Origin of the sequence: Streptomyces sp. 1-11 (assembly GCF_007176755.1) — a bacterium.
Lineage (GTDB): Bacteria > Actinomycetota > Actinomycetes > Streptomycetales > Streptomycetaceae > Streptomyces.
In genome coordinates this window covers 115,381-134,894 of sequence record NZ_BJTV01000009.1, presented here as the reverse complement: position 1 = coordinate 134,894, position 19,514 = coordinate 115,381, and the positions used below count along the sequence as shown (strand labels likewise).

Sequence of the window (19,514 nt, the reverse complement as noted above, 5' to 3'; positions counted from 1 at the left end):
TCGTGTACCTGGATTCAGGTGTTCTCACTGCGGTCAAGATCCTCGTGGTGGGGCACTTCGGGGTCGGGAAGACCACGTGCATCGGGAGCATCTCCGAGATCGAGCCCTTGCGGACCGAGGAGGAGATCACCGAGGCCAGCGTGGGCTTCGACGACCTGTCCGGAACCCCGGACAAGACGACCACGACGGTCGCCATGGACTTCGGCCGCCTGACCATCAGCGACGAGGTGGTGCTCTACCTCTTCGGCACGCCCGGTCAGGAGCGCTTCAAGGAGATGTGGGAGGAGCTGTCCCGGGGCGCGCTCGGCGCGCTGGTGCTCGTCGACCCCGAGCGGCTTTCGGACTCCTTCCCGGTCCTCGACCTGGTCGAGCGGTTCGGTCTGACGTACGCCATCGGCGTCAACCACTTCGAGGGCACGACCGACTATCCGCTCGCTGAGATCCGCGAGGCGCTCAACCTGTCCGAGCGGACCCCCGTGGTCGCCTGCGACGTACGCGACCAGCAGTCGTCGGCACAGGCTCTGATCACCCTCGTCCACCACCTTCTTTCCCTTCTCGACTAGGAGCCACCCCCATATGCAGCAGCCTCCCGGCATCCAGGGGCCCCCGCCCGGCTGCCCCGCGCACGGCAACGTCCCGCTCTACGGGCCCGAGTTCGGCTCCGATCCGGACGCCCACTACGAACAGCTGCGCCGCCTCGGCCCCAGCGCACCGGTGGACATCGCGCCGGGAGTCGAGGTCGAGCTGGTCACCAGCTACGACGCCGCCCTGTACATCCTGCAGAACCCGGCCTCGTTCGTCCGCGACTCGCGGCGCTGGCGGGCGCTGAACGAGGGGCGCGTGCCCGCGGACAGCCCGGCCCTGCCGATGATGGGTTACCGGCCCAACGCGCTGTTCAGCGACGGGGCGGCGCACGCCCGGCTGCGGCAGGCGGTCACCGACAGTCTGGCCGGCGTCAACGAGCTGCAGCTCGTGCGGCAGACCCAGCAGTCGGCCGACTACCTGATCAGCCGGTTCAGTTCCGACCGGCTCGGGCAGGCCGAGCTGATGGCCGAGTACGCCCAGCCGCTGCCGCTGCTGGTCTTCAGCGACCTGTTCGGGTGCCCGCCCGAGATCGGTGACCGCGTCATCGTCGGCATCAGCGGCATCTTCGACGGCACGGCCGGCGCGGACCAGGTGCTGGGCGAGGCGCTCGGCGAGCTGATCGCGCTGAAGCGGCGCCGCCCCGGCGACGACCTGACGACCCGTCTGATGGAGCACTCCGCGCAGCTCACCGACGAGGAGGTGCTGCACCAGCTGGTGACGCTGCTCTCCGGTGGCACGGCTCCCCTGTCGGCGACCATAGGCAGCGCCGGCGCCCTGATCCTCGGGGAGGACTGGCAGGCCGGACTGCCGGTCGAGGACGCGGTCACCCAGGTGCTGTGGAACTACGCCCCGATCGCCAACTACGCCGCCCACTACCCCACTCACGACGTGGAGCTGGGCGCGCGGACCGTGCGGGCCAACGACCCGGTGCTGATCTCCTTCGCCGCGGCCAACACCGACCCCCGGCTGGCCGAGCACCGCGAACAGCTCAGCGCCAAGGCGCACCTGGCGTTCGGCGCCGGGCCGCACGCCTGCCCGGCCAAGGACCCGGCGTTCGTGATCGCGGTCACCGCCGTCGAGTCGCTGCTCAACCGGCTGCCCGACGTCGAGGTCCGGGTTCCGTTCAAGGACCTGAACTGGGTTCCCGCGCCCTGGAGCCGGTCCCTGGTGACCCTCCCGGTGCGGTTCACGCCCCGCAACGTCATGCCCTCGCAGGCGCCCGTGCCGCAGCCCGCCGCGGGCGCCGGGCACCGGGTCCCGAACCCCGCGCCGCACGCCGCGGCCGCGGCAGCGCCCAAGGGGAGGCCCGGTCTGTTCAGCCGGTTCCTGGCATGGACCAGAGGAGAGTGACGTAGGCAACTCGCCCCGCGCATAGTCATCTTGTATGTATCAGCCATCGGTTGGGTATGCATGGCGCGCCCGATGCTGACGATCAAGAAGGGACCGTCGTGGAGATCGCGACAACTCCGCCCGCAGACAGACGCTTCGCCGTCTCGCTCTTCTCCCGCCTGCGGACGGCGAAAGGACAGGCCAACCCCTTCCCGATCTATGCGGAGCTCCGGTCGCGGGGCGGAGTGGTCGCGGCACCGTGGGGAGGCCATCTCGTCACCGGCTTCGACCTGTGCGACCAGGTCCTGCGCGGTCGCGAGTGGCTGGAACCCGACACACGCTGGCGGGAGCAGCAGGGAGACGGAACACGCTGGACGGCGCCCTCCTCACGGGAGATGAGCAGGACGCTGCCAGCGCTCAACCCTCCGGACCACACCTGGGTGCGCCGGTCGGCCGGCATGTTCGACCGCAGCTCGCTGGAGGAACTGCGCGGGACGGTCGAGCAGATCACCGGCGGGCTCCTCGACACGCTCGCCGAGCGGCTGCGCGACGGCGAGGCGGACTTCAACGCGCTGGTGAGCGAGGAGCTGCCGGTGGCCACCATCGGCCACTGGCTGGGGCTGCCGGCCGCCGACTTCCCCCGCCTGCGGGACCTGACCCACGACCAGGTCTTCACCCAGGAACTGCTGCCCTCGGCCAGCCAGCTCGCCCTGTCCGACGCGGCCACGGCCGAGCTGCGCGCCTACTTCACCGAGCTGGTCCGCGACCGGCGGGCGCATCCCGGTGACGACCCCGTGTCCCGCTGGATCGCGGTGTGGGACACCATGGAGAGCGACCGCGACAAGGCGGACGAAGCGGTCTACTACCTGGCACTGTTCGTGCTGCTCGCGGCGCTGGAGACCACCTCCACGCTGCTGTCGACGACCGCCCTGCTGCTGCTGGAGCACCCCAGGCAGTGGGACCGGCTCGCCGTCAGCCCCGACCTCGTCCCCGCGGCCGTCGAGGAGTCGCTGCGCTACGACCCGCCCACGCACGTCATCAGCCGCGTCGCCTCCCGGGACTGCGTGCTCGGCGGCACCGAGGTGCGCGCGGACGACATGGTCCACCTCATGGTGGGCGCGGCCAACCGCGACCCGGCCCGGCACCCGGACCCGGAGCTGTTCAACCTGCACCGCAAGCCGGGCCACCTGTCCTTCAGCGGAGGCATCCACTACTGCCTCGGCGCGCCGCTGGCCCGCCTGGAGGCCCAGACCCTGCTCCACCAGCTCGTGCGGCGCTTCCCGCACCTCACCCTCGTGCGCCGGCCGTCATGGGCACCGCGTGTGGCCTTCCGGCGCCTGCTGAACCTGGACGTCGCCCTGTCATGACCGAGACCCTCACCTCCTCCCCCGCCGCCGCGCCCCGCGGCGATGCGCTGGCCGCCGAACAGGAGGGGCCGGTCCTGCGGGTCCGCCTCAACCCCTCCGGGCGGGACAGCACCCTGACCGTGGCCGCCCTCGACGGCCTGGCCGACCTGCTCCACGGCCTCCACGACCGCCCCGACGTCCGGGTGCTGGTGCTGTCGGCAGCGGGCGACGACTTCTGCCTCGGGGCCGACCGCGAGGAGTACCGGGCCGCGCTGGCGGCGGACCCCACGGGGGCCGTCATGCGCCGGATCGCGGACAAGGCCCACCGGGTCTGCGAGGCCCTGGAGAACACCCACGCCGTCACCGTCGCCCGGCTGCACGGCAGGGTCATCGGCGCGGGCCTCGCGCTCGCCTCGTTCTGCGACCTGCGCGCGGGCGCCGACACCTGCAGCTTCCGCATGCCCGAGATCGGCGTGGGGCTGCCGCCGGCCTGGGGCGGCGCGATGGGCCGGCTGATCGTCGAGGGCGGCGCCGCGCGCATCCGTGAACTCATGCTCACCTGCGACACCTTCGACGCGGCCACCGCCCACCGGCTCGGCCTGCTGCACAAGGTCGTGCCCGCCGGGGAACTGGACGCGGCCGTCCAGGCCTGGGTGCGGCCGCTGGTGCGTCGCTCGGCGGAGGCCGTGACCCTCACCAAGCGCATGCTCGCGGGCCACTCGCGGGCCGCCCGCACCGCGGACGTCGCGCTGCTCGACGCGCACCTGCTGACCGCGGAGCTGAGCCGTCCGCGCCCGCGGCGGGCGGGTGAGCACGCCTAGGTCTTGTCGCCAGAGCGGGGCCCGAGCCGTCTTCGTGGCAGGCCTTCAGTGGCCTGCCGGACACCACCGCCATCCCCACCGGCGACCGGACGGGTCGCAGGCCCGGCACGGCGAAGCGGGCCGTGCCGCCGGTGGCACGGCCCGCTTCGAGCCGGGGGGGTGGCGCGTCCTGGGGCGTCAGCGCACCTTGTTCAGCTTGTTCAGGGCCTTCGCCAGGCCGTTGGCCCAGAGCTGGTTGACCCGGGACCGCTCGGTGGCGTTGGGGTAGCGGTTGGTGCAGGACGTGCCGGGGCCGCCGCCCGACATCAGCTCGCTGCACGGGCCGCTGTAGTGGTCCGGCAGCCCGAGCACGTGGCCGGTCTCGTGCGCGGCGACACGGATCGAGTCGTACTGCCGGTTCTGCGCGTAGTCGAGGAAGATGTAGCCGCTGCCGTGGCCGTTGGTGGAGGCGTACGAGCCACGGGAGTCGTTGCCCTCGTAGTACGAGAAGTCGGCGCTGCCCGTGGTCGACGCGAGCTTGACGTTGGTCACGGAGCTGTTCCAGATCGAGGCGGCGCTCGATATCTGGGAGCGGAAGGTCGGCGCCTGGGAGGCGTTGTAGTAGACGGTCACCGACTGCAGGCTCGGGTTGGCCGCCTGCTTCTTGGCGACCGAGTTGAGCACGGCCTCGAAGAACGCCTTGTTGTTCGCCGCCTCCTTGGCCGAACCGGTGTAGCCGGCGCGGACGGTGGCGGTGGAGTCGGCGGTGTGGGCGCTCGCCGGGATCGCGCTGCCCAGGGCCGCGAGGGTCACGCCCAGGCCGATCGCCAGCAGTCTCCTGGAGGTCTTCGCGGACGTGGAGGACGCACGGGTCGACGTCATGTGGGGGGGCTCCTACTCGTTCGTGTGGGGTGGTGAACGATCGGTCGCCAAGAGTCTGGGTCAGCCCGGCGGCCCGGCGGATGATGGCAACTGGGGATAGCCCACGGCTATCAGGGCGACTCGTGCTGTTCCGTTGGCGTTTGAACATCTGGCGCCTCCTCAGACCCAGCCCTTACGCTCCGCGCATGGAGCTCGAGGTGAGGCACTTACGCGTGCTGTGCGCCATCGCCGACGCCGGCAGCCTGCACAAGGCGGCCCGGGAACTGGGCATGGCCCAGCCCACGTTGAGCACCCAGCTGCGCCGCATCGAACAGTCGCTGGGCGGCCGGCTCTTCACCCGCGACCGTACGGGCAGCCGCCCCACGCCGCTGGGTCACATCGTGGTGAGCCGCGCCCGGCCGCTGGTCGCCGAACTCTCCGCGATCGTGACGGAGACCCGGGCCGCGGCCGCCCGCGCGGCCTGCGGCCCCCGGCTGCGCATCGGCGCCACGGCCAGCCGGGCGATACCGGGCTGGCTGAGCCGGCTGCGCACCCGTATGCCCGCGGTCGAGCCCGGCCTGCAGATGGACGTGTCCGCGAACTCCCTGCTGCGGCAGGTCGCCGAGGGCGGGCTGGACCTGGCGTTCGTGCACGAGGTCGAGGGCAGCCCGCTGCGCGTGCCGGACGGGCTGTGCCTGCGGGTACTGGTGGAGCGCGAGCCGCAGTTCGTCACCATGGCCGCAGCCCATCCCGCGGCCGCCCGCCGTGAGGTGCGGCTGGCGGACCTGGCCCACGACCGCTGGATGGTGGACGCCACGGTCGACGGCGAGTGGGACGGAGTGTGCCGGGTGCTGCGGGCCGCCGGGATCGAGCCCGAGCTGCTGCACGGCGACTACCTCACCGCCTACTTCCTGGCCGCCATCGGCGAGGTGGTCACGGTCAGCCAGCCCACCGCGCTGCCGCCCCGCTCCGACCTGGTCATCCGGCCCCTCCAGGGCGACCCGATAGGGGTACGGCTGCTGCTCGCGGCCCGGACGGCGGAGGAACTGCGCACCGGCTACCGCGAGCTGGAGGAGGCCTACTGGGAGGCCGCGCGTCAGGCCCCGGCGTACCAGGAGTGGCTGGCACGCGGGACCGCCGGGAGCTCCGCGCAGCCACTGCGCGCGGTGGGCGCCTGAGGACCGGTGCTTCCGGAGGACCGGTGCGTCACGGGCCGGACATCCGGCTCGCCGTCACCGGGGCCGGCGCCGGGTCCGCGGACGGCGGAGCCGGCGGGCACCGGCTCGGGCCTCGCCCTGCCGCCGGCGGGCGCGGTGGCCGGGGCCGTCGTCCTCGGCGCGGGCGCGGTGATGGCACGCCGCCGCGCCGCCCGGCGGCGCTGACGGCACCGGGCGGCGCGGGGCGGGCCGGCCTCCTAGCGGCGCAGGGCGGCCATGTTGCGGTAGCCGATCGCGGCGTGCTCCAGGGACTGGCCCGGGTTGGTGCCGCTCGGGGCGTTGTCCTGCTCGACCATCGGGTTGTGGTAGTTGCGGTGGCCGACACGGGAGAAGAACGTCGTGTAGTCGATGACGCCGGTGCCGAACGGGACCATGTCGTAGCCCATCCCGTTGGTGTTGTTGACGACGCCGTCCTTGGCGTGGAACAGGGGGTAGCGCTTGTCGTTGCGTTCGACCAGGCCGGCCGGGTCGAAGACGTCGGTCAGCGTGGAGCCGTCGTGGGCGGTGTAGGTACGGAACTTGTACTGGGCCACGTGCGCCCAGAAGATGTCCATCTCCAGCCAGACCAGCTTCGGGTCGGTGATGGACAGGAAGTACTCCAGCTTGCGGATGCCGGAGCTGCGGGTGGGGTGGCCCTGCGCGTCCAGCGGGCCGCCGTCCAGCAGGAAGCCGTAGGCCGCGTCGTGGTTGTGGGTGTAGAGCTTGAGTCCTTCGCGGCGGGCGAGGGCGCCGAGGGCGTGCCACTTGTCGGCGGCCACGTCCCAGTCGGCCTTGTAGGAGCTGCTGGTGGGGTCGCCGCCGGTGCCCACGTGGGCCATGCCGAGGATGTTGGCGATCTCCAGGTGCTTCTTGAAGGTGTCCAGGTCGGCGCTGCTCAGCGGCCAGGAACCGGGGATGAAGCCGTGGTTGCCCTGGGCGCGCAGGCCGTTGTCGTCCAGCCAGCGACGCAGCAGCCTGGCGCCCTCGACGGACTCCAGGTTCGCGCCGCCGGGCGCGTTGGCGTGCTGGCCGTAGCCGGCGAACTCGACCTGGCGGTAGCCGTAGCGCGCCAGTTGCTCGAACACGGCCCGGAAGCCGGACGGGAGGGTGCTGGCCAGCGGGTCGCGGCCGATCGCGTCGCGCACGGTGTAGAGGATGATGCCGCGCTTGTCCGCGGGCACCAGCGTGTGGCCTTCACCGGTGGCGGCCTGCGCCTTGGGGGCGGCGTGCACCGGAGCCGCGCCGAGGACGGGCGCGGCGATCGCGCCCGCCGCGACGGCCGTGCAGGTGCTCAGGAAGCCGCGGCGGCCGATGCCGAGGCTGCGGCGCAACTGGTCAGCGGTGTCGTGGGTGTTGTTCACGGATGCCTTCCCTCAGGACGGGTCGCCGGTGCCGAGGCCGGCGAGTTCGAGCAGGAGTGACTTCACGTCGGTGGCCGCGATGCGGTCGCCGACGGCGCGGGGGGTGGAGCACAGGAGGAGCGGACCGTCGTCGTCGCTCGCGGGCAGCCGGCCGTGGCTGCCGCGGATGGGCGAGGGGTCCAGCGGGACGACCGCCATGCGGTAGCGCAGCCCGAGCTTCTTGCGGGCGAGGGCGGTGGCGGCCCTGAGCTTGACGTAGGGGTCGAGCGGGTCCATGAACAGCTCGACCGGGTCGTAGCCGGGTTTGCGGTGGATCTCGACGAGCCGTGCGAAGTCGGGGGCCCGGTCGTCGTCCAGCCAGTAGTAGTACGTGAACCAGGAGTCCGGTTCGGCGACGGCGACGAGTTCCCCGGCCCTCGGATGGTCCAGGTGGTGGGCCTTCTTGCCCTCGTCGTCGAGGAGTTCGCCGATGCCGGGGAGTCCGTCGAGCGCGGCCCGGGTGGCGGCGAGGTCCTCGGGGCGGCGGACGTAGACGTGGGCGATCTGGTGGTCGGCGACGGCGAAGGCGCGCGAGGCCATCGGGTCGAGGTACTCCATGCCGTCCTGGGTGTGCACCTCCAGCAGACCGGCGCGGCGCAGGACCCGGTTGATGTCGACGGGCCGGCTCACCGGGGTGATGCCGTACTCGGAGAGCACGACGACCGTGCGCCCCTCCGCCCGGGCGTCGTCCAGCAGCGGGGCCGTGGCCGCGTCGAGGTCGACGGCCGCGCGCAGGGCGCGGGGGTCGTCGGGGCCGAAGCGCTGCAGGTCGTAGTCGAGGTGCGGGAGGTAGCACAGCGCCAGGTCGGGCCGGCGGGTGCGGAGGACGTGCCGGGTGGCATCGATGATCCACCGGCTGGAGGCCAGGTCGGCGCCGGGTCCCCAGAAGCGGAAGAGCGGGAACGTGCCGAACAGTTCGGTGAGTTCGTCGTGGAGCGCGGGCGGCCGGGTGTAGCAGTCGGGTTCCTTGCGGCCGTCGGCGTAGTAGACCGGGCGGGGGGTGACGGTGATGTCGGTGTCCGCGCCCATGGCGTACCACCAGCAGATGTTGGCCACCGTGTAGCCGGGGTGGGCGCGGCGGGCGGCGTCCCACAGCTTGTCCCCGGCGACCAGGCCGTTGTGCTGGCGCCACAGCAGTACGTCGCCGAGTTCGCGGAAGTACCAGCCGTTGCCGACGATGCCGTGCTCGGCGGGCGGGGCGCCGGTGAGGAAGGTGGACTGGGCGGCGCAGGTGACGGCGGGCAGGACGGTGCCCAGGTGGGCCCGGGAGCCGGCCGCGGCGAGCGCCTGCAGGCGCGGCATGTGGCGGAGTAGTTTAGGGGTGAGGCCGACGACGTCGAGGACGAGCAGCGGGGTGGGCCCGCCGGGCGCGGTCATGGCAGCTCCTTGAGGCCGAGGTCGGTCAGCAGGTCGCGGGCGAGGGCGAGTTCGGCGGCGATGCCGTCGGTGAGGCGGTCGCGTGTGCGGGGGCGCAGCTCGGGCGGGAGCGCCTGCCAGGTGTAGGTCTCGACCTCCAGGTGCCGGGTGAGCGGGCGGGGGCCGCCCACCAGCCGGGCGAGCGCGTCCCGCAGCACGGGCAGGGTGGCGGTCAGGGGCGCCTCCGGGGCGGCGTGCAGCGGCACGTGGAAGTGGGCCCGCCAGGGGGCGCCGGAGGGCAGGGCGCCGCCGCCGAGGGCCTGGCCGAGGTCGTCGGTGCCGTGCAGCCCGGTCTCGGTGACGGTGCGGGTCTGGTGCAGGAAGCGGGGCTCGGCGAAGGCGGCGAGGGCTTCGCGGACCTCCGGCCGGCCGGGGTGCTCGGCGTGCAGGGCGGCGGACAGCTGGGACTTGACGACGGGTACGCCGGCGGCGGCGAGCGCGTCCAGTGCCGTGCCCGGCTCCTCGAAGGAGGTGGCGAGGTGGCAGGTGTCCACGCAGACGCCGATGCGCGGGTGCCCCACGGCGGTGAGCGGGGCGAGGGCGTCGCCGGTGGTCTCCACCGTGCAGCCGGGCTCGGGTTCCAGGCCGACGCGGATGGAGCGGCCGGTCAGCTCGGCCAGGGCGTCCAGGCGCTCGGCCAGGGTGAGCAGGGCCCGGTGCCCCGCGCGGGCCCGGTCGGCGCTCCAGGCGGTGCGCCAGCCGAGCGGCAGGGTGGAGATGCTGCCCTCGGTGACGTCGTCGGGCAGCAGTGCGGCGAGGATCCGGGCCAGGGCCATGGTGTGCGCGAGGCGCTCGGGGTCGGCCCAGTCGGGCCGGTAGACGCGGTACTTGACCTCGGCGGAGCCGAACCCCTCGTACGGGAAGCCGTTGAGTGTGACGACCTCGAGGCCGCGCCGGCGCAGTTCGCGGCTGAGTCCGCGCAGCGCGGCGGGGTCGCCGTCCAGGGTGCGGGCGGCGTCCCGGGCGAGCCAGAGGCCGATGCCGAGGCGGTCGCGGCCCAGGCGGCGGCGCACGGGCTCGCAGTGGTCGCGGAGCTGGGCGAGGACGCCGTCCAGGGTCTCGGCGGGGTGGACGTTGGTGCAGTAGGCGAGGTGGACGGTGGTGCCGTCGGGGTGGCGCAGCCGCATCGCGGTCACTCCCCGCCGCGCAGCAGGGAGTTGCCCTCGTGGGTGGCGTCCGGCGTGCCGGTCTCCAGGTCGAGGCGGCCGCTGAGTCCGTAGAAGGCGACGGGGTTGCGCCACAGCACCCGGTCGACGTCGTCCTCGGTGAACCCCTCGGCGAGCATGAGGTCGGCGACCCGGCGGGTCTTCAGCGGGTCGCTCTTTCCCCAGTCGGCCGCGGAGTTCACCAGGACCCGCTCGGGGCCGTACTCCCGCAGGATCGACACCATCCGGTGCTCGTCCATCTTGGTGTCCGGGTAGACCGAGAAACCGAGCCAGCAGCCGCTTTCCCTGGCCTGCGCGACGGTCGTCTCGTTGAGGTGGTCGACCAGCACCCGGTCGAGCGGCAGGGCGGACTCGCGGACGACGTCGAGGGTGCGGCGCAGTCCGGCGAGCTTGTCGCGGTGCGGGGTGTGCACCAGTGCGGGCAGACCGTGGTCGGCGGCGAGCTGGAGCTGGGCGGCCAGGGCCTTGTCCTCGGCGGGGGTCATGGAGTCGTAGCCGATCTCGCCGACGGCGACGACGTGGTCCTTGACGAGGTAGCGGGGCAGTTCGTCGAGGACGGGCAGACAGCGCGGGTCGTTCGCCTCCTTGGGGTTGAGGGCGAGCGTGCAGTGGTGGGCGATGCCGTACTGGGCGGCGCGGAACGGCTCCCAGCCGAGCAGCGAGTCGAAGTAGTCCAGGAAGGAGGCGGGCGAGGTGCGGGGCTGGCCGAGCCAGAACGACGGCTCGACCACGGCGCGGACGCCCGCGGCGCGCATGGCCTCGTAGTCGTCGGTGGTGCGGGAGGTCATGTGGATGTGGGGGTCGAACAGGCGCATCAGGACTCCTCGCTGGACGTGGCGGCCAGGGCCAGGACGTGGTGGAGGCCGGTGGGCACGGGCCGGCCCGCGGCGGTGCGCTCGGCGGCGAAGTCGGCGAGCATGCGGGCCAGTTCGGCGTCACCGCGGGCCCGTTCGGCGAGGCCGGTGACCACGTCGACGGGGACTCCGGTGAACAGGCACTTGAGAACGGCGTGCCGCCAGGCGTGGTCTTCGAGGTGGCGGGCCCCGTAGGGGCCGAGGGCGGCCGCGACCAGCCGGGTGTCGTTGGTGCGCAGGGCGTCCTCGACCAGGGCGAGGGCGTCGGGGCCGGCGACGAGGTGGGGCAGTGCCTGGAGGACGGCGCGCCGTTCGGCGGCGGTGCCCTGGTGGTAGACGCGGCTGAGCACGGCCGCGTCGGCCCGGGCGGCGTGCAGGATCAGCACGCGGGCGGCGTCCGCGTACGGGGTGCCGCAGCGGCGGCCGGCCTCGGCGAGCCGCAGCTCCCACGCGGAGATCGGCCCGTGCCCGCCCGGGCGGGCGGCGGCCTCCTGCAGGGCCTGGTGGAGCCAGGTGCGGGCCTCCGGGCCGAGGTGGGTCTCCAGGTGGTCGCGGAGGGCCTCGGGGCCGGTGTCCGCGAGGGGCGGGGTGTTCATGCGGTGCTCCCTTCTGGCACGGCCGCGGTGCGGGCGCCGGCGGCGGCCGCGCGCAGGAACGGCAGGGACTCCTCGGCGTACCGGGGTCCGGCGTGGGAGTGGCGGGGCAGCTCCACCGAGGTCAGCCCGCGGTAGCCGGCCGTCTCCAGGGCGGCGAGGACGGGCGGGAAGTCGATCTCTCCCTCGCCGAACGGCAGGTGTTCGTGGACCGGGCGCCGCATGTCCTCGATCTGGACGTGCCGCAGCCAGGGCGCCGCGGCGCGCACGCAGTCCGCGGGCGGCAGGGGTTCCAGGCACTGGCAGTGGCCGATGTCGAGGGTGAGGCCGAGGGCGGGCGGGTCGCCGAGCAGGCCGCGCAGGTGGTGGAAGTCGGCGAGGGTGGCCAGCAGGTGGCCGGGTTCGGGTTCGACGGCGAGCGGGACGCCGGCGGCGCCGGCCGCCTCCACGACCGGGGCGAGGGCGGCGGCGAGCCGGGGCCAGGCCGTGGCGCGGCCGGTGCCTGGCGGAACGATTCCGCTGAAACAGTGCACCGCGTGCGCGCCGAGGTCGGCCGCCACCCGTACCGCGCGCAGCAGCAGGCCCACGCGCCGTTCGCGGTCCCGCGGATCCGCGTCGAGCAGCGAGGGTCCGTGCTTGCGGCGCGGGTCGAGGACGTAGCGGGCGCCGGTCTCCACGGTGACCGTGAGTCCCAGCTCGGCGAGGCGGCGGGCGACCTGCCGGGTGCGGCCGGCGAGGCCGGGGGCGAGCGGGTCGAGGTGCATGTGGTCGAGGGTCAGCCCGACGCCGTCGTAGCCGAGATCGGCGAGCAGGGCGAGCGCGTCGTCGAGCCGTAGGTCGGTCAGGCCGTTGGTGCCGTAGCCGAAGCGCAGGGCGGATGGCCGAGGGGTCATGCGGGGATCACCTTCCTTCCGGACCACTGGGAGGTGCGGGGTGGGGACGCCGGCCGCCCGGGCGTCATGTGACGCTCACCCGCCTCGCGAGCCACCGGGCCGGCGGCCCGAGGGCCACGGTGGCGAGCGCGGTCGCGGTGGCCCCGGCACGGGCCGCGAGGGCGGCCTGCAGCGGGATGGTGGCGCGGATACCGGCGCCGACCGCGCGCTGGGTGAGCGGCGGTGACGGGTTGAGCGCGGCGTGCAGGTAGGGACGGGCGGCGGTCCCGGCGTAGCCGACGGCCAGGGCGGTACCGAGCAGCGTGGGCGGGCGCGGCGGCAGCGCACGGGCCAGCAGGGCGGTGGTGGTGAGGGCGGCGAGCGGGGCGAGCGGGGAGCCGGTGCGGGTCTCCTGGCGGGAGACGGCGGTGACGGCGAGGGTGTGGGTGCCGAGCAGCGCGGCCGGGACGAGGGCCGGGCGGACGCGTCCGGTGCCGGCCGCGGCGCCGAGCAGCAGGTCGAGGCCGCGGGCCGCGGCCATCGCGCCCGGCCCGGCGGGCGTGCGCTTCAGGCCGAGGTCGTACGACCAGACGGCGGCCGCGAGCGGCACGGCCACCGCCAGCGCGGGGCGTCCCGCGCGGGCGGCCAGCGCGAGACCGGCGGCCGTGAACGCGCAGGCCGCGGCGAGGGCGGCGGCGGGGCGGACCCGGCCCGACGGGATGGGCCGGTGCGGGCGTTCGACCGCGTCCTCCGCCCGGTCCGCCCAGTCGTTGAGCGCCATGCCCGCCTCGTACAGGCACAGCGAGCAGCCGACGGCGAGCAGGGCGCGCGGTCCGGGACGCCCGGCGCCGGCGGCCACTCCGGCGAGCGCGTCCCCGGGGACGGTGAACAGCGCGGGCAGCCGCAGCAGCTCGGCCCAGGCGCGCAGCCGGCTCACTCCGTCTCCCCCAGCCGCTTCGCGAACCGCACCAGGGCCGCGTACTGCTCCGCCAGCGCCGCCGCGGGGACGTCGCCGACCGGGTCCTTGAAGAAGAAGGCCAGTTCGGTGAGGGGGCCGGTCAGACCGCGTTCGTGGGCGCGGGCGGTGAGGCGGGCCAGGTCCAGGACGAGGGGGGCGGCGAGGGCGGAGTCGCAGCCCTGCCAGATCGTCTGCAGGATCATGCGGGTGCCGAGGAAGCCGTCGAAGGCGATGTGGTCCCAGGCGGTCTTCCAGTCGCCGAGCGCCGGCACGTCGTCGATGTGGACCTCGCCCTCGGGCGTGCCGCCCAGGGTGTCGGTGAGCACGCGTTCCTTGCCGGCGTTCTTGGCGGCGGCCGCGGCCGGGTCGGCCAGACTGGCGCCGTCGCCGCCGCCGAGCAGGTTGGCGCCGGACCAGGCCCGGACGTCCAGGGCCCGCTGGGCGAACATGGGGCCGAGGACGGAACGCAGCAGGGTCTGGCCGGTCTTGCCGTCACGGCCGGCGTACGGCACCGCGCTGGACGCGGCGAGCGGGGCGAGGGCCGGGTGGTGCAGGCCCGTGGACGGGGTGAAGTTGACGTAGGGGCAGCCGGCGCGGAGGGCGGCCGCGGCGTACAGGGAGCTGGGCGGCAGGTGCGGGCCGTCCGGGGCGGGTTCGGTGGAGGCGACGTTCACGACGACCGCGCGGTCCAGTCCGCGCCGCCGTACGAAGTCCTGGATGTCGGCGGCGAAGGCGGCGATCAGCGCGTCCGCCTCCCGGGTGTCGCCGGGCAGCGGGCCGCCGGGCCTGATCTCCCCTTCGGCGTCGGCGAGTTCGGCCGCCACGGCGGCGGGCAGTCCGGGCGGCAGGACACCGCCGGCGGCCAGCTCCTCGGCGCGCTTGGGCAGCGGGCAGGCCGTGGTGTCGTGCCCGCCGAAGACCAGGGACGGCAGGGCGGGCAGACCGCTGCCGGCGAAGGCGGGCGTCTCGGTGACCAGGCCGGTGGGCGGGCGCAGACCGGCCGTCACGGCGGCGCATCCGGCGACGACGGTGGTGGCGACCGAGCCACGGGCCCCGACGAGCCAGACGCCGGTGCGAGGGGGACGGGAGAGGGACGCGGACATGAGCAGCCTCCTTGTCCAGGGCATGGACTCCCCGACGGGATGGGGGTGGTGACGGCGGGCGGGGGTCCGGCGTCCCCCGCCCGCCGCCGTTCAGTGGCCCTTGCCGGGCAGTTCCTTGATCCGGACGTCACGGAAGGACACCTGGTCGCCGGCCCCGTGGTTCTGCAGGCCGATGTGTCCGTCGGTGAGGCTCCGGGCCGGGTCGGTGTTGGTGAAATCGTTGATCTTCACGCCGTTGAGCCAGATCCGCAGGCGTTCGCCCTGGACCCGGATCTCGTAGGTGTTCCACTCCCCCGGCGGGTTCAGCGCGCGGTCGCGCTTCTTCAGATCGGCGGACTTGAAGCCGTACACGGACCCCGTGGTCCGCTCCGGCACGTCGGTGGCGTCGATCTGGATCTCGTAACCGTTGTCCACGGCCGACCACGGGTCGTCCGAGGGCGGGAAGCCCACGAACACACCGGAGTTGTCGTCGCCGGCCACCTTCCAGTCGAGCTTCAGCGAGTACGAGCCGAAGCCGCGGTCCGCGTACCAGAGCAGGCCCATCCCGCCGGTGGAGGTGAGCGTGCCGTCGGCGGAGCGGGTGAAGGAGCCGGGACCGGCCTGTTTCCAGCCGTCCAGGGAGGCGGAGGTGCCGTCGTACAGCCGGCTGTACCCGTTCTCCGGACGGCAATCCGCCCGCACGTCACCGATGGCGTACCGCAGGCCGCCCAGCAGGTGGGCGCGGAACGCCGGGTCGGTGTACGACTCCTTCGTGTGGCCGCCCCCGGTGTAGAAGGCGCGGCCGCCCCGGTACTCCTGGCACCAGGCGATGGGGTGGTCCCCGGCCATGGTGCCGCCGGAGTACGAGGTCTCGTCGAGCGAGGCGAGGACGTGCGCCCGCTCGCGCGGGTTGGAGCGGTAGTTGTACCACTCGTCGGTGCGTTCCCAGGTCCGCCCGAGGTGCGCCGTCGCCGGATGGGCGCGGTCCTCGACGTTCACGGTGGCGGGCTGGATCGCCGGGTGGTTCTGGAACCAGGCGCCCGCGAGACCGCCGTAGAACGGCCAGTCGTACTCGGTGTCGGCTGCCGCGTGGACGCCGACGTAGCCGCCGCCGTCGCGGATGTACCCCTCGAACGCGTCCTGCTGTGCGGTGTCGAGGACGTCACCGGTGGTCGACATGAACACCACGGCGTCGTAGCGGCGCAGGTTCTTGCCGGTGAAGGCGCCGGCGTCCTCGGTGGCGTCGACCGTGAAGCCGTTCGCCTCGCCGAGCTGCTCGACGGCCGTGATGCCCGCGGGGATCGAGTCGTGCCGGAAGCCTGCCGTCTTGGAGAAGACCAGGACACGCTTGGCGTGGGCCGGGTCCGACACGGCGGGTGCGGTCACGCAGCCCAGGAGCAGGGCGGCGCCGAGCGCGGCGGTGGTGATCCTTCCCTTTGCTCGCACGGTGGGTCCTCCTCTCAGCCGGTGGTGAAGGTGAAGTCGTCCACGTCGAACAGGGCGCCGCTGCCGCCCTTGAAGACGAGGTACAGGGTGGTGGTGCCGCGCGGTGCGCGGGACAGCGCCGCCGAGACGTCCTGGTAGGTGTCCCAGCCGCCGGTCACGGGCACGGTGGCCTTGCCCAGCAGGGTGCCGGCCGCGGAACCGGCGCGGACCTCCAGGGTGCCGCCGGCGCCGGCGGAGGCGACCCGGGCGGTGATCTTCGTGGCGTCGCTCAGGACGTACGGGGTGAAGGCGATCCAGTCGCCGTCGTGGACGTCGCCGACGGCCTTGGCGCCGTGAGCGCCGCTGCGGGAGGTCACCGTGACGCCGGAGGAGGTGCTGAAGTGCTCGGCCTGGCGGTGCCGGGGCTGCAGGACGCTGCGGGCGTGCGTGGTGAGCGCGTCCTGGCCGCCGCCTCCGCCGTCGGTGTACTGGGCGTCGAGGACGCCGAAGATGTTGGCGTCCTGGTCGTGGCCGCCGTCGGCGCTGGTCTGGATGGTGCCGGAGCAGCCCTGCGCGGAGGTCAGCGGGTGGCCGTGGGTGTCGTGGCCGAGGACGAAGTTGACGGTGACCTTGGAGCAGTCGATGGCCTTGCCGTCCTCGGGGTCGGTGACCTTCACCTTGAACGGCACGGCGTCACCGAAGCTGAACAGCTGCCCGTCCTGCGGGAGTTCCAGGGTGACCTTGGGCGCGGTGTTGCCGACGACCACCTGGACGCTCGCGCTGCCGGTGCGGCCGGTGGTGTCCTTGGCGGTCACCGTGGCGGTGTAGGTGCCGTTCTTCTTGTACTTGTGCGTGGGGGCGGCCCCGGTCGCGGTCGCGCCGTCGCCGAAGTCCCAGCTGTAGGTGAGCGCGTCACCGTCCTGGTCGCTGGACCCGGCCGAGGAGAAGGCCACCTTCAGCGGCGCCTGCCCCGAGGTGCGGTCGGCCGCGGCCTGGGCAACCGGGGAGTGGCCGTCGGTGGCGTTCTCGATGCGGAAGAGGCCCGAGTTGTCGTCGCCGCCGAACCAGGAGAGGCCGTAGTCCAGCACGTAGAGGGCGCCGTCGGGGCCGAAGGCCATGTCCATCACCTGGGTGCCGCTCCAGGGGACGTCCTTGATCGACTGGACCTTGCCGTCGGCGTCGCTGGTGATGCGCTTGATCCAGCGGCGGCCGAACTCACCGGCGAAGAAGTCGCCGTCGTAGGCCTCGGGGAACTTCACGGGCGAGTCGAGCGTGGCGTCGTAGTGGTAGACGGGGCCGCCCATCGGGGACTCGGAGCCGGTGCCGAACTCCGGTACGGACGGGCCGTCGTAGGGGATCCAGGCCGGCTGGGCCGGGGGCAGGTCGGTGAGGCCGGTGTTGTGCGGCGAGTCGTTCTTCGGCGCGGAGCAGTCGAAGGTGGCGCCGGAGGTCTTCGTCGCGAAGTCGTAGTCCACGTACGGGTCGTTGGCGCCGGTGCAGTACGGCCAGCCGAAGTTGCCGGGCTTGGTCACACGGGCGAACTCGACCTGGCCGGCCGGGCCGCGCTTGGGGTCGGCGGCGCCGGCGTCGGGGCCGTAGTCGCCGACGTAGAGGATGCCGGTCTTCTTGTCGACGCTGAACCGGAACGGGTTGCGGAAGCCCATCGCGTAGATCTCGGGCCGCGTCTTGTCCGTGCCGGGCGGGAACAGGTTGCCGTCGGGGATCGAGTAGGAGCCGTCCGCGTTGACCTTGATGCGCAGGATCTTGCCGCGCAGGTCGTTGGTGTTGCCCGAGGTGCGCTGGGCGTCGAAGCCCGGGTTGCGGTCGGCGCGCTCGTCCAGCGGGCTGTAGCCGTCGGACTGGAAGGGGTTGGAGTCGTCGCCGGTCGACAGGTACAGGTTGCCCGCCGCGTCGAAGTCGATGTCACCGCCGACGTGGCAGCACAGACCACGGGTGGTCTTGACGTCGAGGATCTGCTTCTCACTGGCCGCGTCGAGCGTGCCGTCGCTCTTCAGCACGAAGCGGGAGAGGCGGTTGACGCCGTCGAAGGGCGCGAAGTCGGCCGCGGTGCCGGTCTCGGGGGCGTCGCCGGCCGGGGTGTCGAGCGGCGGCGCGTAGTAGAGGTAGATGAAGCGGTTGTCGGTGAAGTCCGGGTCGACGCCGACGCCTTGGAGGCCCTCCTCGTCGTGGGAGTAGACGTCGAGCTTGCCGGCGAGCCTGGTGTTGCCGGCCGCGTCGGTGAGGCGCAGCTCGCCGTCGCGGGAGGTGTGCAGGACGGAGCGGTCCGGGAGGACGGCGAGCGACATGGGCTCGCCGACCTCCGCCTCGCCCTTGGCGAGGGTGACCTGCTGGAAGTCCTCGGCCGCCGCGGCGGTCGCGTCCTGGCCGGTGACGGCTGCGCCGGCCTGGGGGGCGGTCAGGGTGAGGCCGGCGCCGGCCAGCAGCGCGCCGCTCAGCAGCGCGACCGCCTTGCGCAGACGTGTTCTGTGGGTTCCGGTGCGGTTGGTGCGATCGTTCCCGTGCACGAAATGCCTCCAGTACGGGGCCGGTTGTACGGGCGGGTGCGAGCGCCGGGATGCGCCGTCATCCCGGAGAGGGGGGCAGCTGACCTCGCTGTGACGGTCAGCTGGAGAAGGCCGCGTCGAAGGACGCCGACGGCGGCTCGTAGTCGTGGGCCCTGAGGCGGGCCAGGGCCTCGGGGGCGCCCTGCAGCCGGTCCATGCCGGCGTCCTCCCACTCGACGGAGACGGGTCCCCGGTAGTCGATGGAGCGCAGCATGCGGAAGACGTCCTCCCAGGGGACGTCGCCGTGCCCGGCGGACACGAAGTCCCAGCCGCGGCGCGGGTCGCCCCAGGGCAGGTGGGAGCCGAGCCGGCCGTTGCGGCCGTCGAGCCGCTTGCGGGCCTCCTTGCAGTCCACGTGGTAGATGCGGTCGCGGAAGTCCCACAGGAAGCCGACCGGGTCGAGGTCCTGCCAGACGAAGTGGGAGGGGTCGAAGTTCAGCCCGAACGCGCGGCGGTGGCCGATCGCTTCGAGGGCGCGGTGGGTGGTCCAGTAGTCGTAGGCGATCTCGCCGGGGTGGACCTCGTGGGCGAACCGCACGCCCTCGGCGTCGAAGACGTCGAGGATGGGGTTCCACCGCGTCGCGAAGTCCTCGTAGCCCCGCTCGATCATCGACTCGGGGGCGGGCGGGAACATCGCGACGAGGTGCCAGATGGCGGAGCCGGTGAAGCCGATGACGGTGTCGACGCCGAAGGCGGCCGCGGCGCGGGCGGTGTCCCTCATCCGGTCGGCCGCCCGCCGCCGCACCCCCTCGGGGTCGCCGTCGCCCCACACCGCGGCGGGCAGGATGGCCCGGTGGCGCTCGTCGATGATGGCGTCGCAGACGGCCTGGCCGACGAGGTGGTTGGACACGGCCCAGCACTTCAGGCCGTACTTGTCGAGGAGCTGGTGGCGGGAGGCGAGATAGGCGGGGTCGGACAGGGCCTTGTCCACCTCGAAGTGGTCGCCCCAGCAGGCGAGTTCGAGGCCGTCGTAGCCGAAGTCGCGGGCGAGCCGGCAGACCTCCTCCAGGGGCAGGTCGGCCCACTGGCCGGTGAACAGGGTGAACGGGCGCGGCATGGACGGGCCT

17 protein-coding genes are annotated in these 19,514 nt (G+C 73.4%); 5 read left to right on the top strand and 12 right to left on the bottom strand.

Translation table 11 applies throughout. The features are described from left to right. Positions 1 to 2: 2 nt before the first annotated feature. Genes TNCT1_RS20620 through TNCT1_RS20605 form a run of 4 tightly spaced genes read left to right on the top strand, consistent with a single transcriptional unit; the run spans position 3 to position 4,081 of the window. A complete protein-coding gene (locus TNCT1_RS20620) occupies positions 3 to 563 on the top strand; it encodes an ATP/GTP-binding protein (protein ID WP_143634278.1) in 561 nt (186 codons plus the stop codon). Positions 564 to 576: 13 nt separating this feature from the next. Then, positions 577 to 1,935, top strand: a complete 1,359-nt coding sequence (locus TNCT1_RS20615; RefSeq protein ID WP_143634276.1) for a cytochrome P450 — start codon at positions 577 to 579, stop codon at positions 1,933 to 1,935. A 56-nt stretch (positions 1,936 to 1,991) separates the two neighbouring features. Further along, positions 1,992 to 3,281, top strand: coding sequence for a cytochrome P450 (locus TNCT1_RS20610; RefSeq protein WP_143634274.1), 1,290 nt, complete (start codon positions 1,992 to 1,994; stop codon positions 3,279 to 3,281). After that, the gene (locus tag TNCT1_RS20605) at positions 3,278 to 4,081 is read left to right on the top strand and encodes an enoyl-CoA hydratase/isomerase family protein (RefSeq protein ID WP_143634272.1); all 804 of its coding nucleotides are present in this window, start codon (positions 3,278 to 3,280) and stop codon (positions 4,079 to 4,081) included. The genes TNCT1_RS20610 and TNCT1_RS20605 overlap by 4 nt, the downstream gene beginning before the upstream one ends. Before the next feature lie 177 nt (positions 4,082 to 4,258). On the opposite strand, the gene snpA is transcribed toward TNCT1_RS20605, so the two are convergent. Continuing rightward, positions 4,259 to 4,942, bottom strand: coding sequence for a snapalysin (gene snpA / locus TNCT1_RS20600; RefSeq protein WP_143634270.1), 684 nt, complete (start codon positions 4,940 to 4,942; stop codon positions 4,259 to 4,261). A gap of 185 nt (positions 4,943 to 5,127) precedes the next feature. Between snpA and TNCT1_RS20595 the strand changes: the two genes are divergently transcribed. Next, entirely contained in the window at positions 5,128 to 6,099 is a 972-nt protein-coding gene (locus TNCT1_RS20595; RefSeq protein WP_143634267.1) for a LysR family transcriptional regulator, read from the top strand. Positions 6,100 to 6,335: 236 nt separating this feature from the next. Here the strand turns inward: TNCT1_RS20595 and TNCT1_RS20590 are convergent, their stop codons facing one another. The 11 genes from TNCT1_RS20590 to TNCT1_RS20540 form a co-directional block, all read right to left on the bottom strand. Further along, the gene (locus TNCT1_RS20590; RefSeq protein ID WP_143634265.1) at positions 6,336 to 7,478 is read right to left on the bottom strand and encodes a sugar phosphate isomerase/epimerase; all 1,143 of its coding nucleotides are present in this window, start codon (positions 7,476 to 7,478) and stop codon (positions 6,336 to 6,338) included. Between the two features lie 12 nt (positions 7,479 to 7,490). Further along, the gene (locus TNCT1_RS20585) at positions 7,491 to 8,894 is read right to left on the bottom strand and encodes a nucleotide pyrophosphatase/phosphodiesterase family protein (protein WP_143634263.1); all 1,404 of its coding nucleotides are present in this window, start codon (positions 8,892 to 8,894) and stop codon (positions 7,491 to 7,493) included. After that, complete coding sequence (gene eboE, locus TNCT1_RS20580; protein WP_143634261.1) at positions 8,891 to 10,060, bottom strand: metabolite traffic protein EboE; 1,170 nt, start codon at positions 10,058 to 10,060, stop codon at positions 8,891 to 8,893. The genes TNCT1_RS20585 and eboE overlap by 4 nt, the downstream gene beginning before the upstream one ends. 5 nt (positions 10,061 to 10,065) lie before the next feature. Beyond that, entirely contained in the window at positions 10,066 to 10,914 is an 849-nt protein-coding gene (locus TNCT1_RS20575) for a TatD family hydrolase (protein WP_143634259.1), read from the bottom strand. Beyond that, positions 10,914 to 11,549: an EboA domain-containing protein gene (locus TNCT1_RS20570; RefSeq protein ID WP_143634257.1), complete on the bottom strand. Its 636-nt coding sequence runs from the start codon at positions 11,547 to 11,549 to the stop codon at positions 10,914 to 10,916. The genes TNCT1_RS20575 and TNCT1_RS20570 overlap by 1 nt, the downstream gene beginning before the upstream one ends. Continuing rightward, entirely contained in the window at positions 11,546 to 12,439 is an 894-nt protein-coding gene (locus TNCT1_RS20565; RefSeq protein WP_143634255.1) for a sugar phosphate isomerase/epimerase, read from the bottom strand. Before TNCT1_RS20565 ends, TNCT1_RS20570 begins: the two co-directional genes overlap by 4 nt. Positions 12,440 to 12,503: 64 nt before the next feature. Then, entirely contained in the window at positions 12,504 to 13,355 is an 852-nt protein-coding gene (locus tag TNCT1_RS20560) for an SCO3242 family prenyltransferase (RefSeq protein WP_143634253.1), read from the bottom strand. Continuing rightward, positions 13,352 to 14,479, bottom strand: a complete 1,128-nt coding sequence (locus TNCT1_RS20555) for an inositol-3-phosphate synthase (protein WP_143634251.1) — start codon at positions 14,477 to 14,479, stop codon at positions 13,352 to 13,354. Before TNCT1_RS20555 ends, TNCT1_RS20560 begins: the two co-directional genes overlap by 4 nt. Before the next feature lie 90 nt (positions 14,480 to 14,569). Then, positions 14,570 to 15,904 (bottom strand): ThuA domain-containing protein, encoded by a 1,335-nt coding sequence (locus tag TNCT1_RS20550; protein WP_143634249.1) that lies wholly within the window; start codon positions 15,902 to 15,904, stop codon positions 14,570 to 14,572. A gap of 14 nt (positions 15,905 to 15,918) precedes the next feature. Further along, a complete protein-coding gene (locus tag TNCT1_RS20545; protein WP_143634247.1) occupies positions 15,919 to 18,408 on the bottom strand; it encodes a PQQ-dependent sugar dehydrogenase in 2,490 nt (829 codons plus the stop codon). 97 nt (positions 18,409 to 18,505) lie between these two features. Further along, complete coding sequence (locus TNCT1_RS20540) at positions 18,506 to 19,504, bottom strand: sugar phosphate isomerase/epimerase (RefSeq protein WP_143634245.1); 999 nt, start codon at positions 19,502 to 19,504, stop codon at positions 18,506 to 18,508. Positions 19,505 to 19,514: the final 10 nt, after the last annotated feature.